The sequence below is a fragment of the Enterobacter cloacae complex sp. IR5459 genome (assembly GCF_049238005.1).
Classification (GTDB): Bacteria; Pseudomonadota; Gammaproteobacteria; order Enterobacterales; family Enterobacteriaceae; genus Enterobacter; species Enterobacter hormaechei_C.
Genome location: NZ_JBMKIG010000024.1, coordinates 1 through 13,437, shown reverse-complemented (window position 1 = coordinate 13,437; position 13,437 = coordinate 1). Strand labels below are relative to the sequence as shown.

Sequence of the window (13,437 nt, the reverse complement as noted above, 5' to 3'; positions counted from 1 at the left end):
GCGGTGCTGGCGATGTGGTACACCGGCACGCATAACCAGGAGGCTATCGAACTGGCCGAGGCCTGGGGTTTTACCGTTCGCACGATGAAGGGCTTTACCTGGGTGAAGCTGAATCAGAACGCCGAGTTGCGCATCAACAAGGCGCTGGCCGAGGGTGAAATCACCGACTTTTACGACTTCCTCGATCTGCTTAACGCCGAGACGCGCATGAACGGCGGCAATCACACCCGGGCCAATACAGAAGACCTGTTGATTGCCACCCGCGGCGCCGGGCTGGAACGAAAACACGCAGGGATTAAGCAGGTGGTATACAGCCCGCTCGGCGCGCACAGCGAAAAGCCGTGGGAAGTTCGCCACCGGCTGGAGCTGCTTTACGGCGATGTGCCGCGCATTGAGCTGTTTAGCCGCAGCGCGGCGCCGGGCTGGGATCACTGGGGAAATCAGTGTGCCACCTCCGCGGTGGAACTGCTGCCCGGATGCGCCATTGATGTTGTGAAAACGGAGGCTGCATGAGCAACGGTACCATTATCTGCCTATGCGATATCACTGGCGTCATGTCTGTGCCATGGGTTGAAGCAGGCTACCGTGCGGTGTTGGTTGACCCGCAGCATCCAGATACTTCGATTAACGGTCCGATTGAACGCATATCGGCAACCATAATTGAGGCTATGCCGCGGCTGTCCCAGATCATTCGTACCGAGAACGTGGTCATGGTTATCGGCTTTCCTCCTTGCACTGACGTTGCAGTATCAGGATCCCGTTGGTTCGAATCAAAACGAGCCAAAGACCAACATTTTCAGGCTAAAGCTGCGCTCGTTGCCGAGCAATGCAGGATGACAGGCTTGGCGGCCGGATGCCCGTGGGCATTCGAAAACCCGGTTAGCGTGTTCAGTAGCATCTTCGGTTCGGCAGATTACACGTTCCATCCGTACCAGTTCACTGGGCTGTGCGAGGATGACAACTACACGAAACAGACCTGCCTCTGGACAGGTAACGGCTTCAAGGCGCCGGCAGAGAATATGCACCCGATGGTGGAAGCGGCTATCGACGCCGTGAAGCTGGCCTGCGGCCGGATGGTGCCGAAGAAGAAGGCAATCGAGGTCATCTCAGGAACATCTTTCGCCGGATTGGTGACTGACTGGTATCCGGACAACCGCATTCACGAATGCCCTCCCAGTGACGAGCGTGCCAACATTCGAAGCGCAACTCCTCTGGGCTTTGCGAAAGCAGTTTTTCTTTCGAATGCCCCTCATCTCAAAAACAAACGGGAGGCGGTGCAGCATGAAGGCACTAATCACCCAGGAGCTTAAGGCTCCTTTTTTATTGCTGGCGTTCACCTTCAACCGAATTAACCGACAGTTCCGGGAGCATTGACCATGGCCGACATCATCGATACCGCAGCAGAGATTGAAGAGCTTCAGCGTAACGCTGCCCTTTCCGCTCACCGCATCAACCACAACGCAGTATCTGCTGAGCATTGTGAGGAATGCGACGAACCAATTCCCGAGCCGCGGAGCGCTGCCGTTCCCGGTTGCCATACGTGCGCGGAGTGCCAGGGTGTCATTGAGCTACGGAATAAACAGAGAGGTATGTGATGGATTACAGCAAACTGAGTGACTTTGAGATTAACAAAAGAGTCGCTACGTCTCTTGGTTATCGGTTGTATAAAGACGGCAGCTCTTGCCAACATAACTATGTTTCCGTGGAAGATTATGGCAAATGCGGGTCTATCTCGATGGAATGGTGCAACAACCCAGCGGAAGCATGGCCGATTATCACATCAAACAGAATTGCCCTATCACCGCTTTTCGGTGGCGAGTGGCGAGCAAGTGTTGATGATGAGTGCGGATTCATTTCTTACACCTGTTCAACAGAAAATCCGCTTCGCGCTGCAATGACAGTCTTCATTATGCTGCAGGGGTCATCAAATGTTCAGGATAATCCATCCCGGTAGTTGGTACGCCGATCCCCACGGCGCGCCCTGCAAAATCCTACGCGCTACCCACGAAGTTATCCACTACATCCGCAACGGTCGCACCTGCATTGCCAGCATGGGCCGCTTTCAGCACGAATTCGAGCCGCTCACCAAAGCACAGGCTGAGCGGATCGCCGAAGAAATCGAAACAGCAGAGCACATCGAAAAATTAAGGAGCATGAGACGTGATCGGAATACTCAAGCAGGTACCGGAATCTCAGTGGCCGGTAAGATGCCACGACCCCAAACGGAGCAACGTGTGGGCTAACTCTTACTTTCTGGTTCAGGAGTTTCAGGAAGACGACGGCGTCATCCGCCTGACGGTGAATACCACCAGCATTGGCAGCTCAGGTCGGTGGAAGGATGGCATCAGCTGGGATGCATTGCAGGAGATAAAGTCAGCTGTTGGCTATGGGGATCGGGATGCTGTGGAGATTTACCCGCGGGATTCAGATGTTGTGAACGTGGCGAACATGCGCCACCTGTGGATTACGCCGGAGCCGATTAGCTTCGCCTGGCGGAAGTAATTTAACGCTGCGCGCCCGGCGTGCGGCATGAGGAGGTTAACTGATCATCCCTAAATGCTTCATCGCTTGCTCTATATAGGTGACGAACTTATCAGGGCATTCATACACCCTTGAGTCAGGAGAAATGCGGTTCGGTGCCTGTTTCATCTGGAACCCATGCAGATGCTTAACATGTGCGATATGGCATGTTTTTACGCTTACACCATTATGAGCTTTGACGTATTCCTGGATCTGCTTATAGGTAGCCATGCACCTCTCCTTTTCAATACGACTCAATATACCTGACGACTGACGCAACTGATAGCCAGTTATGAGCTGGCTATTGGGTGCGAAAGCACTGTCCCGTTATCCCTTTTGCCCGGCCCCGCGCCGGGTTCTTTTTTGCCTGGAGACACTCATGAGCGATACGATCCAACTGGTGCCCAATAAGTGGGTATCAGAGAAAGTTCTGATGGCGATTACCGGACTGACAAAGAACGCGATCAGATTAGCCAGAGAAACGTCATGGATGGAGGGGCGCGAGTACAAGCACTACTCCGGCGACTGCCAGCCGAAGGATAACTCCCCTATCCTCTATAACCGCCACGAGGTCGATAACTGGGTAGAGCGTCAGCGCCCGGCGATCCCCCGCCAGAAATCTGCTTAAATAGCCATACCTTTAACAGAGAGGAAAAGGCATGTCTAAATATCCAACCGGGGTTGAGAACCACGGCGGCACATTGCGGCTGTGGTTTACCTATAAAGGGGTCAGGGTCAGGGAAGGCCTTGGTGTTCCGGACACACCGAAAAACAGGAAGGTTGCTGGCGAGCTTCGCACATCAATATGCTATGCGATCAAGACCGGCACCTTCATCTATTCGTCTCAGTTTCCTAACTCTAAAAACCTACAACGCTTTGGAGAATCAAGGCAGGAGGTGACGATCGGAGAGCTTGCTGGAAGGTGGCTCGCTTTGAAAGAAATGGAGGTGGCTGAATCATCGCTAAATACTTATGCTCGCGTGATTGCTAATGTCATGGCTATCATTGGCCATGGCGCCCTTCTTTCTTCAATAACAAAAGAGAGCATGCTGGAAGTTAGAAAGGAATTGCTGACCGGTTATCAGGTCATGAAGAAGGGACATAAAACGGCAAAGAGGGGTCGATCCTCTGTCACGGTGAACAACTATATGACCGTGCTGTTTGGCATATTCCAGTTTGCAGTTGAAAACGGGTATATCTCAAGGTCACCGATGACGGGAATTGCACCACTGCGAGAGTCACGCCCGGATCCTGACCCTATCACCAGAGAAGAATTCCCACGCCTGATAGACGCCTGCCATCATCAGCAGAGTAAAAATCTTTGGGCTATCGCCGTTTACACCGGATTGCGGCCGGGTGAACTATGCGGGCTTGCCTGGGAGGATGTGGACTTAAAGGCGGGGACTCTCACAGTAAGAAGGAGCCTGACTCAGAAAGGGATATTCACTCTGCCGAAAACCAATGCTGGCACTAACCGGGTTGTGCACCTGATCGAGCCTGCACTCGAGGCGTTCAAAAGCCAGTATGAAATGACCCGCCTCTCTCAGGAGCATAACGTAGCCGTTAAGCTGAGGGAGTACGGAAAGAAAGAATTCAGTAAGTGCACGTTCGTCTTCCTGCCGTCGCTGACAGCCAGGGCCGGGAATTACGGCAAGCACTTCTCCATCAATTCCATAGGGAATTCGTGGGATGCAGCGATGAAAAGAGCCGGGCTTCGCCACCGGAAATCTTATCAGTCGAGACACACCTATGCATGCTGGTCACTTTCGGCAGGAGCAAACCCGAACTTCATTGCTAACCAGATGGGCCATGCCGATGCTCAAATGGTTTTTCAGGTTTACGGAAAGTGGATGGAGGAAAACAACCTGGACCAGATAGCATTGTTGAGCTCAAAATTAAGCGACTTTGCCCCAACGATGCCCCACAGCAACAGGCCTGCTGCATAATATCTTAGTATATCCTATACATACCAATCGTAGCGCTGAAAATCCATAAATTCCAGGGCGGTGCCCAGCCAGCCAGATACGGCGGCTTTCACCAAATCTGACGTACTTCTTTGAGGTTGTGCTTGAGTCATAATGGCTATCTCTGAAAGGTAAGATGCGTACCACTTAGAGCCTGTCTTCGCAGGCTCTTTACCGCGTGAATTATTATTGGTCGAACGTGAGCAAGACTTTGCAGCACTGCCGCTGGTCTTTTTCAAACAGTTCGATGGCGTCTGTAACGTGGTGATAGTCAAATGTATGGGTGACCAGTTTTTCAGGGTCGATCAGCCCTTTTTCCAGCCAGTCAATGACCACCGGGAATTTGTTGGCATTCAGGCGCGAAGAGAAGATCGACAGCTCTTTGCCGGTGATCCCCTGCTGCACGATCTGGCTCGGGTCGCTGGAAAATCCCATCAGCACGATGCGCGCCGCCGGAGACGCCAGCGTAATCGCTTCCTGCAAAATGGACGGATGACAGGCAGCATCGATGATTAATGTCGGCTTGATGCCTTTTTCATCCAGCGCAGTCTGTAACGACTGCTCGCCGTTGTTGAAGACCCAGTCTGCGCCGCTGCGTTGCGCCATCTCCAGCCGCTCATCAATGCGATCTACCACGATGACCTGCTTCACCTTGTAAACGCCCTTCAGCGCCTGCACGGTGACCAGCCCCATCGGGCCTGCGCCGTAGATCAGCGCCACGTCCTGTTCGGTGGGTTTCGCCTGCCCCGTCACGTTGGCGGCAATGGTGAATGGCTCAACCATCACCGCGTGTTTGTCAGGGATCGCATCCGGAATGTGCCAGGCATTTTTCGCCGGCACGACGGCGTATTCGCTGAAACCACCGTCGCGATGGACGCCCAGCACCACCAGCGAGGTGCAAACGTTCGGTTTACCAACGGAACAGGGGTAGCAGTGCCCGCAGCTGATCACCGGATCCACCGAAACGCGCTGACCAAGTCGGGTGCCCTCCACGCCTTCGCCAACCGCGTCTATTTCGCCAAAGAATTCGTGACCGATTACCCGCGGATATTTTGCAAACGGGTTATGCCCGCGATAGATATGGCTGTCTGAACCGCAGATACCGGCGAGCTTAATTTTGACGCGGACGTCGCCTGCCCCCGGCAACGGGAGAGGACGCTCCTCAATCTCCAGCGCATTCGGCTGTTGGATCACTACGCTTTTCATCATTCGCTCCTCGTTTACCAGTTCCAGAGAGTGCCGTCTTCCAGACGGGCCACCGGCAGATAAGCCGGATCGTACGGGTATTTCGCTGCCAGCTTCTCATCAAACTCAATGCCCAGCCCTGGCTTGTCGCCCGGGTGCATATAGCCGTTATCGAAGCGCCAGCTGTGCGGGAACACTTCCAGCATCTGCTCTGAATAACCCATATACTCCTGCACACCAAAGTTCGGTACCCACAGGTCAAAATGCAGCGCCGCGGCGTGGCAAATCGGCGACAGATCCGACGGGCCGTGTGAGCCGGTACGCACCTGGTAGAGTGAGGCAAAGTCCGCAATGCGACGCATCCCGGTGATGCCGCCCGCATGGGTTATGGTGGCGCGGATATAGTCAATGAGCTGCTCTTCAATCAGCTGCTTGCAGTCCCAGATGCTGTTGAACACTTCCCCCACCGCAATTGGCGTGACGGTGTGCTGGCGGATCAGGCGGAAACACTCCTGGTTTTCAGCGGGAGTCGGATCTTCCATCCAGAACAGGCGGTAATCTTCAATACTTTTGCCGAACCGCGCCGCTTCGATGGGCGTCAGACGGTGGTGCATGTCGTGAAGGAGATGTTCACTGAAACCGAACTGGCTGCGCACTGCGTCGAACAGTTTGGGCGTGAAGTCGAGGTATTTCTCGGTGGACCACATCTGCTCTTCCGGCCAGGCGCCCTTGGTCGCAGGTTCATACGCCAGCCCTTTGCCTTTGGCCATGCCGTAGGTGGTTTTCATTCCCGGCACGCCGCACTGCACGCGAATTGCCTTGAAGCCCATCTCTTTATGACGGGCATAATCTTCCAGCACGTCGTCAATGGTGTGCCCGGTGGTGTGACAATAAACCATCACCCCTTCCCGGGAAGCCCCGCCCAGAAGCTGATAGAGCGGCATGTTCGCGGCTTTCGCCTTAATGTCCCATAGCGCCATATCCACGGCAGAAATCGCTGACATGGTGACCGGACCACGACGCCAGTAAGCGCCTTTATAGAAGAACTGCCAGATATCTTCGATGCGGTGCGCATCGCGGCCAATCAGCTGAGGGCACAGGTGATCTTTCAGGTAAGAGGCAACAGAAAGTTCGCGTCCGTTCAGCGTGGCATCACCCAGGCCGACAATGCCTTCATCGGTCGTAATTTTAAGGGTGACAAAGTTACGCCCCGGGCAGGTGACAAATACTTCAGCCCCGACAATCTTCATAATCCATTTCCTTACATCGCTCGTTGTGATGCAGGAAATTTACGCAACTACACTACTACCATACAAGTATAATGATCGTAAAATCAGCGGGCGATCACACTATAAGGACGCTTATGCGCGTCCCCAACCGGCCACGATGATCAACATGCCGCACAGGGCAATCAGCGCGCCTGCCCAGTCATACAGGCTTAGCCGGACGCCATCGACAACGCGCAGCCACAGCAGCGCGGTACAGACGTACACTCCGCCGTAGGCCGCATATACCCTCCCGCTGGCGGCCGGATGCAGGGTGAGCAGCCAGACAAAAAGGGCCAGGGACACACCCGCCGGGATCAGCAGCAGCGCGGAAGCGCCCCGCTTTAGCCAGAGCCACGGCAAAAAGCATCCGATGATTTCGCACAGCGCGGTCGCGAAAAAAAGCAGCGTCGTTTTGAACATTTTTCTCGTTTCGTGAGGATTGATTTAGACATCATACGCGATAATGTTCACATCGTTCCCATACCTGCCGCGCGGGTATGACACCCTTTCGGATTGGTGTAGAATCCAACGGGGTAATCCGATTGTCTGCACCCGTTTAAAGGAAACGCTATGACTACATTAAGCAAACGCCTTTGTCTGGCAGCCGCACTGGCACTGTCCTCGTTCGCCTTCGCCGCAACGGCATCAGCCGAAACCAGCAAACTCATCATTGAGTCTGGTGACAGCGCGCAAAGCCGCCAGAATGCTGCCATGGACAAAGAACAATGGAATGACACCCGCAGCCTGCGTCAGAAAGTGAATAAGCGCGTGGAGAAAGAGTGGGATAAAGAAGACGTCGCGTTTGATGCCCGCGACAAATGCCAGCAAAGTGCCAACGTCAACGCTTACTGGGAGCCTAACACCCTGCGCTGTCTCGATCGTCGCACTGGCCGCACGGTAGCACCGTAATGTCGACGCCGTGTGACGTTAAGCTCCGTCCGCTGGAGCGCGAAGATTTACGCTTTGTTCACCAGCTCGACAACAATGCCAGCGTGATGCGCTACTGGTTTGAAGAGCCTTATGAGGCGTTTGTCGAGCTGTCCGATCTCTACGATAAGCATATCCACGATCAGAGTGAACGCCGGTTTGTGGTGGAGTGCGAAGGTGAAAAAGCCGGGCTGGTTGAACTGGTTGAGATCAACCACGTTCACCGTCGGGCGGAATTTCAGATCATTATTTCACCGGAGCACCAGGGGAAAGGTCTTGCGTCGCGAGCGGCAAAGCTGGCGATGGATTACGGGTTTAACGTCTTGAATCTCTACAAGCTTTACCTTATCGTCGACAAAGAGAACGAAAAAGCGATTCATATCTACCGTAAGCTGGGCTTTATGGTGGAAGGTGAACTGATCCATGAGTTCTTTATTAACGGCGAATACCGTAACACCATACGCATGTGCATTTTCCAGCATCAGCATCTGGCCGGGCATAAGTCCTCCTCCGCCAGCCTGCTTAAACCCACCGCGCAGTAACCTGCGCGGTTTTATTCTCAATAATATTCAATGCTGTTTTTGATGGTGTACTTGCGCTCAACGGCAGGTTTGACGCTGTCATCTGTTATCACCAGCTCACAGTTCACCGGGTTGTTGTGGCGATCGTAATCACAGCTCTGCTTTACATTGCCCATCGGTTTATCGTTCAACAGGCTTACCGCCGTATAATCCATGCGCTTGCGCAGATCTTTCGAAGGCACCGACTTGACCGATAAACGCTGGTCGCCGGAAACCGTAGTTTTACCCAGCGGGTAGCCGTCGGCGTCATACTGGTACTTCACTTCCATCTCTTTACTGTGCGCTGCAACCACAAACCCGTTATCGTCGGTGTCCCACGTCAGGCCGGCAGACGGCAGTTCCGCCAGCTGGCATTTCCCCTGCAACTTTACCTTCTGCTGCTGGGTTTCCGCATCGACGTAGTAGTTAGCATCCAGCACCAGCGCAACGCCCGTATTCGCTTCGAGATCGTGCAGTTCCAGCGTATCGAAACACCCTTCCGTTGACATCGTGCCGGTCACACGTTTAGAGACTTCACCCTTATCGTTAAACAGCGTCTGGGTAAAATCCTTCACCGGCCCGCGCAGAGGATCAAAGTCAAACTCGTTCGAAAAGCTCGCCATCTCCGGCGTAAATGACAGCGGCGCGGTGTTGTTGTCGCATCCCACCAGTACCGTTGCCAGTAGCGTTATCGCTGCGTATTTGTTCACATCATTTACCGTTCAGAGAGAGATACAATCATATTAGCAAATACAGCAACTTACATAACAGCACTTCATTTGACTCTTCGCGCTTTATAAATCCGTCGTTTGCATTGACGAGACCTGCCAAAGTGGCTACTTTGGGCGCGGAAGATTCCACACTATTATAAAATTAGATTCTTAAATTTTCGGGTTAACATCATGATTTACGACTGTTTTTTATACTATGACGAAGATATGTTGCTCGACATCAGATTACATACTCTCGCTGATGTCGTTGACCGTTTTGTCATTGTAGAAGCAACACACTCTTTTACGGGCATACCGCGAGAATTGCATTTCGATATTACGAAGTTTGCCAAATTCAAAGACAAAATCATTTACGTGCCTTTTGACGCGCAGCCTATTTTAAACCGGGCGGATAATAACCAGGTTGATGCATGGGCAAATGAAGCAGCGCTTCGCAACTCCATTATGAACGGGTTAAAAGACGCGGCAGACGACGATCTGATTCTGGTGTCAGACGTTGACGAAATCTTCTCTCCCGACACGGTCAGGGCCATTAATCCGCGCGCGCTCTGCACGACTATTCATCAAAACGTATTCAACTATCAGTTTAATCTCCAGGTTCACAACACGGATGGTACGCCGAGAAAATGTACTTTGCCGCGCGCGACGTCCTATTACAACCTTAAGCATTTCTTCCACGGTGAGCCTGAATCTTTCCGAAACTGGAAGCGTGCGCGCAAAGATAAAAACTGGTCATGGTTTAAATGGAACTGGCTAAAAATCAATAATAAGATTGTGAAAGATGGCGGCTGGCATTTCTCCTGGGTAATGACCCCAGAAAGAATTTCTGAAAAAATGTCTACCATTTCTCATACCGAATACGATCTGCCGGAATTCAATAACCCGGAACATATTATGAAGGTTATCACCAACGCCGAAGATATCTGGGGACGAGACCGAAAACTGGTCAGGCAAGAGGTATCAAAACGCACCCTGCCTTCTTATCTGGTAGACAATCAGCACCATTATTCGCAATTTATTTTATGACGCAGGCAGGGCTCCAGGACAATTCAGAAAGACAGCCCCAAAAACAAAAGCTTACCCTAGCCCTGCTATGCTTACAGTCTACACAGTGAAAAGGAGCTACAGATGAAACTGTTACCCTGGATTACCGCCCTGCTGTTAATGAGTGCTTCACCCGCTCTTCTTGCGGCCCCGGATTCCTGCGAGCGCGTGAAAAGCGACATTCAGCAGAAGATTATCAACAACGGCGTACCGGAGTCTGGCTTTACCCTGAACATCGTCCCGAACGATCAGGCCGATCAGCCGGATGCGCAGGTCGTTGGGCATTGTGCCAACGATACTTTCAAAATTTTGTATACCCGCACCAGTAGCGGCAACTACCCGGTGAGCGGCGCAGGTACGCAGGAGAATGCGCCCGCTGAGCCGCAATGATTTTCCCACTCAATTCCCCTGATTTGACGAGGATTAATATTTAATACCTCTAAATAAGTAACACTCCCCCCATCATTAGCCCGGTTGTAGTCACGGGTGAAAATAATTATTAACAATGATGGGGTGAGTCATGTCCGAAGTTGAACATCACGGCGGGATAAGCCGTCGAACTCTGGTTAAATCTACTGCCATAGGATCTCTGGCGCTTGCCGCTGGTGGGATCGCATTACCTTTTGGTCTGAAAAGCGCCGCCGCCGCTGTGCAGTCCGCTATTCAGCCCGCAGAAGACAAAGTCGTCTGGGGCGCCTGCTCGGTAAACTGCGGTAGCCGCTGCGCGCTGCGTCTGCACGTTCGCGATGACGAAGTCTATTGGGTTGAAACGGATAATACCGGCGAGGATGTTTACGGCAACCATCAGGTTCGCGCCTGCCTGCGAGGCCGTTCAATTCGCCGTCGCATCAATCACCCAGACCGTCTGAACTATCCGATGAAACGCGTGGGCAAACGCGGAGAAGGCAAGTTTGAGCGTATCACCTGGGAAGAAGCGCTGGACACCATCGCCACGAGTCTGAAAAGCGTGGTCGAAAAATACGGCAACGAAGCGGTCTACATTAACTACTCCTCCGGAATTGTAGGTGGCAACATCACCCGTTCCTCCCCTTACGCCTCGCTGGTCGCGCGCCTGATGAACTGCTACGGCGGCTTCCTCAGCCACTACGGCACCTACAGCACCGCGCAGATCGCCTGCGCAATGCCCTACACCTACGGCAGCAACGACGGCAACAGCACATCGGATATCGAAAACACCAAACTGGTGGTGATGTTCGGCAATAATCCGGCGGAAACGCGCATGAGCGGCGGCGGGATCACATACTTCCTTGAGCAGGCGCGCGAACGGTCAAACGCGCGGATGATCGTTATCGATCCGCGTTATACCGACACTGCCGCAGGGCGTGAAGACGAGTGGATCCCGATTCGTCCGGGCACCGATGCCGCGCTGGTGGCAGGTATTGCGTGGGTGCTGATTAATGAAAATCTGGTCGATCAACCTTTCCTCGATAAATACTGCGTGGGTTATGACGAAAAAACCCTGCCGGAAGGCGCACCAGCTAATGGTCATTACAAAGCCTATATTCTCGGCCAGGGTGATGACAAAACCGCGAAAACTCCGGAGTGGGCGTCTCGCATAACGGGCATCCCTGCCGATCGCATCATTAAGCTGGCCCGTGAAATCGGTTCGGCGAAACCGGCCTACATTTGCCAGGGCTGGGGCCCGCAGCGTCAGGCAAACGGGGAGCAAACGTCCCGCGCCATCGCCATGCTGCCGATCCTGACCGGCAACGTCGGCATTAACGGCGGTAACAGCGGCGCACGCGAATCGACCTACACCATCACCATCGAACGCATGCCGCTGCCGGAAAATCCGGTGAAAACGCAAATCTCCTGCTTCAGCTGGACGGATGCCATCGTGCGTGGACCGGAGATGACCGCCCTGCGCGACGGCGTACGCGGCAAAGATAAACTCGATGTGCCGATCAGGTTCATCTGGAACTACGCGGGTAATACCATCATCAACCAGCACTCCGATATCAACAAAACTCACGACATTTTGCAGGATGAGAGCAAGTGCGAAACGATCGTCGTCATTGATAACTTCATGACCTCGTCCGCGAAGTATGCCGATATTGTTCTGCCGGATCTGATGACCGTCGAGCAGGAAGATATCATCCCCAACGATTACGCCGGCAACATGGGATACCTGATTTTCCTCCAGCCGGTTACCGCCCCGAAGTTCGAGCGCAAGCCCATTTACTGGATCATGAGCGAAGTGGCGAAACGCCTCGGGCCGGATATCCATCAGAAATTCACCGAAGGCCGTACGCAGGAGCAGTGGCTGCGCTATCTGTACGACAAAATGGTCGCCAAAGATCCGCTGCTGCCGTCCTACGACGCGCTGAAAAAAATGGGTATTTATAAGCGCAAAGATCCAAATGGACATTTTGTGGCCTATAAAAAATTCCGTGACGATCCGGATGCCAATCCGCTGAAAACCCCGTCGGGCAAAATCGAGATCTACTCCAGCAAGCTGGCGGATATTGCGGCAACCTGGGAACTACAAAAAGACGAAACCATCACCCCGCTGCCGGTCTATACCTCAACCTTTGAAGGCTGGGACGCGCCCGAGCGCAGCAAATTCCCGCTGCAATTGTTCGGTTTCCACTTTAAAGCCCGTACCCACTCCAGTTACGGCAACGTAGATGTGCTCCAGGCCGCCTGTCGCCAGGAGGTGTGGCTTAACCCTGTGGATGCAGAGCAACGAGGTATCAAAAATGGGGATATGGTGCGCGTCTTCAACGACCGCGGCGAAGTGCGCATTGCTGCGAAAGTCACCCCGCGCATCATGCCCGGCGTAAGCGCGATGGGCCAGGGCGCCTGGCATGACGCCAACATGAACGGCGATCGTGTCGATCACGGCTCCTGCATCAATACCCTGACCACGCACCGCCCGTCACCGCTGGCGAAAGGCAACCCGCAGCACACGAACCTGGTGCAGATCGAGAAGGCATAAGGATTAACCGATGACAACCCAGTATGGATTTTTTATTGATTCCAGCCGCTGCACCGGGTGCAAAACCTGCGAGCTGGCCTGCAAGGATTACAAAGATCTGACCCCGGACGTTAGCTTCCGTCGTATTTATGAATACGCGGGCGGCGACTGGCAGGAGGATAACGGCGTCTGGCATCAGAATGTTTTCGCCTATTACCTGTCGATTGCCTGCAACCACTGCGAAGATCCGGCCTGCACCAAGGTCTGCCCGAGCGGGGCAATGCACAAGCGCGACGACGG

Annotated in this window: 19 protein-coding genes; 14 read left to right on the top strand and 5 right to left on the bottom strand. The window is 53.5% G+C overall.

Going from position 1 to position 13,437, the window contains the following annotated elements:
- The 6 genes from ACOTX4_RS24935 to ACOTX4_RS24910 form a co-directional block, all read left to right on the top strand.
- Positions 1-513 (top strand): MT-A70 family methyltransferase (locus tag ACOTX4_RS24935; protein ID WP_421635470.1); only part of this gene is annotated, 513 nt, incomplete at its 5' end.
- The gene (locus ACOTX4_RS24930) at positions 510-1,310 is read left to right on the top strand and encodes a hypothetical protein (RefSeq protein WP_045330323.1); all 801 of its coding nucleotides are present in this window, start codon (positions 510-512) and stop codon (positions 1,308-1,310) included. The genes ACOTX4_RS24935 and ACOTX4_RS24930, both read left to right, overlap by 4 nt.
- A gap of 66 nt (positions 1,311-1,376) precedes the next feature.
- Positions 1,377-1,595 carry a TraR/DksA family transcriptional regulator gene (locus tag ACOTX4_RS24925; protein WP_421635469.1) on the top strand — a complete coding sequence of 73 codons (219 nt, stop codon included), beginning with the start codon at positions 1,377-1,379 and terminating at the stop codon, positions 1,593-1,595.
- The gene (locus ACOTX4_RS24920; RefSeq protein ID WP_400221439.1) at positions 1,595-1,954 is read left to right on the top strand and encodes a phage protein NinX family protein; all 360 of its coding nucleotides are present in this window, start codon (positions 1,595-1,597) and stop codon (positions 1,952-1,954) included. The genes ACOTX4_RS24925 and ACOTX4_RS24920 overlap by 1 nt, the downstream gene beginning before the upstream one ends.
- Positions 1,929-2,243, top strand: a complete 315-nt coding sequence (locus tag ACOTX4_RS24915) for a DUF4222 domain-containing protein (protein ID WP_421635468.1) — start codon at positions 1,929-1,931, stop codon at positions 2,241-2,243. Before ACOTX4_RS24920 ends, ACOTX4_RS24915 begins: the two co-directional genes overlap by 26 nt.
- The gene (locus ACOTX4_RS24910) at positions 2,161-2,502 is read left to right on the top strand and encodes a DUF7694 domain-containing protein (protein ID WP_421635467.1); all 342 of its coding nucleotides are present in this window, start codon (positions 2,161-2,163) and stop codon (positions 2,500-2,502) included. The genes ACOTX4_RS24915 and ACOTX4_RS24910 overlap by 83 nt, the downstream gene beginning before the upstream one ends.
- Before the next feature lie 36 nt (positions 2,503-2,538).
- On the opposite strand, the gene ACOTX4_RS24905 is transcribed toward ACOTX4_RS24910, so the two are convergent.
- Complete coding sequence (locus tag ACOTX4_RS24905; protein ID WP_045617122.1) at positions 2,539-2,751, bottom strand: hypothetical protein; 213 nt, start codon at positions 2,749-2,751, stop codon at positions 2,539-2,541.
- 148 nt (positions 2,752-2,899) lie between these two features.
- Between ACOTX4_RS24905 and xisR the strand changes: the two genes are divergently transcribed.
- Together xisR and ACOTX4_RS24895 are read left to right on the top strand one after the other, a co-directional pair.
- Positions 2,900-3,148: an excisionase family protein gene (xisR, locus tag ACOTX4_RS24900; protein WP_421635466.1), complete on the top strand. Its 249-nt coding sequence runs from the start codon at positions 2,900-2,902 to the stop codon at positions 3,146-3,148.
- 31 nt (positions 3,149-3,179) lie between these two features.
- Positions 3,180-4,466 (top strand): tyrosine-type recombinase/integrase, encoded by a 1,287-nt coding sequence (locus ACOTX4_RS24895; protein ID WP_049133016.1) that lies wholly within the window; start codon positions 3,180-3,182, stop codon positions 4,464-4,466.
- A 204-nt stretch (positions 4,467-4,670) separates the two neighbouring features.
- Here the strand turns inward: ACOTX4_RS24895 and ACOTX4_RS24890 are convergent, their stop codons facing one another.
- The 3 genes from ACOTX4_RS24890 to ACOTX4_RS24880 all read right to left on the bottom strand — a co-directional run bounded on the left by ACOTX4_RS24890 (position 4,671) and on the right by ACOTX4_RS24880 (position 7,357).
- Entirely contained in the window at positions 4,671-5,690 is a 1,020-nt protein-coding gene (locus ACOTX4_RS24890; RefSeq protein ID WP_003857408.1) for a Zn-dependent oxidoreductase, read from the bottom strand.
- Positions 5,691-5,704: 14 nt separating this feature from the next.
- Positions 5,705-6,919, bottom strand: coding sequence for a D-mannonate dehydratase ManD (manD, locus tag ACOTX4_RS24885; protein WP_063937563.1), 1,215 nt, complete (start codon positions 6,917-6,919; stop codon positions 5,705-5,707).
- 111 nt (positions 6,920-7,030) lie between these two features.
- Positions 7,031-7,357 (bottom strand): YnfA family protein, encoded by a 327-nt coding sequence (locus tag ACOTX4_RS24880; RefSeq protein WP_003857412.1) that lies wholly within the window; start codon positions 7,355-7,357, stop codon positions 7,031-7,033.
- A 150-nt stretch (positions 7,358-7,507) separates the two neighbouring features.
- Here ACOTX4_RS24880 and ACOTX4_RS24875 point away from each other — a divergent pair, with 150 nt between their 5' ends.
- Together ACOTX4_RS24875 and speG are read left to right on the top strand one after the other, a co-directional pair.
- Entirely contained in the window at positions 7,508-7,846 is a 339-nt protein-coding gene (locus tag ACOTX4_RS24875; RefSeq protein ID WP_003857414.1) for a DUF1283 family protein, read from the top strand.
- Positions 7,846-8,406: a spermidine N1-acetyltransferase gene (speG, locus tag ACOTX4_RS24870; protein WP_003857416.1), complete on the top strand. Its 561-nt coding sequence runs from the start codon at positions 7,846-7,848 to the stop codon at positions 8,404-8,406. Before ACOTX4_RS24875 ends, speG begins: the two co-directional genes overlap by 1 nt.
- Positions 8,407-8,423: 17 nt before the next feature.
- Here speG and ACOTX4_RS24865 read toward each other — a convergent pair whose 3' ends face one another.
- The gene (locus ACOTX4_RS24865) at positions 8,424-9,134 is read right to left on the bottom strand and encodes a YnfC family lipoprotein (RefSeq protein WP_003857419.1); all 711 of its coding nucleotides are present in this window, start codon (positions 9,132-9,134) and stop codon (positions 8,424-8,426) included.
- A gap of 192 nt (positions 9,135-9,326) precedes the next feature.
- On the opposite strand from ACOTX4_RS24865, the gene ACOTX4_RS24860 reads away from it, so the two are divergent.
- From ACOTX4_RS24860 to ACOTX4_RS24845, 4 genes are all read left to right on the top strand, one after another.
- Positions 9,327-10,181 (top strand): benzoate transporter, encoded by an 855-nt coding sequence (locus ACOTX4_RS24860; protein WP_003857421.1) that lies wholly within the window; start codon positions 9,327-9,329, stop codon positions 10,179-10,181.
- 102 nt (positions 10,182-10,283) lie between these two features.
- Positions 10,284-10,589 carry a DUF1161 domain-containing protein gene (locus ACOTX4_RS24855; protein WP_063937561.1) on the top strand — a complete coding sequence of 102 codons (306 nt, stop codon included), beginning with the start codon at positions 10,284-10,286 and terminating at the stop codon, positions 10,587-10,589.
- Positions 10,590-10,719: 130 nt separating this feature from the next.
- Positions 10,720-13,158, top strand: coding sequence for a selenate/tellurate reductase subunit YnfE (gene ynfE, locus ACOTX4_RS24850; protein WP_346399619.1), 2,439 nt, complete (start codon positions 10,720-10,722; stop codon positions 13,156-13,158).
- Positions 13,159-13,168: 10 nt separating this feature from the next.
- Positions 13,169-13,437: 4Fe-4S dicluster domain-containing protein (locus ACOTX4_RS24845; protein WP_185807580.1), on the top strand; the 269-nt coding region annotated here is incomplete at its 3' end.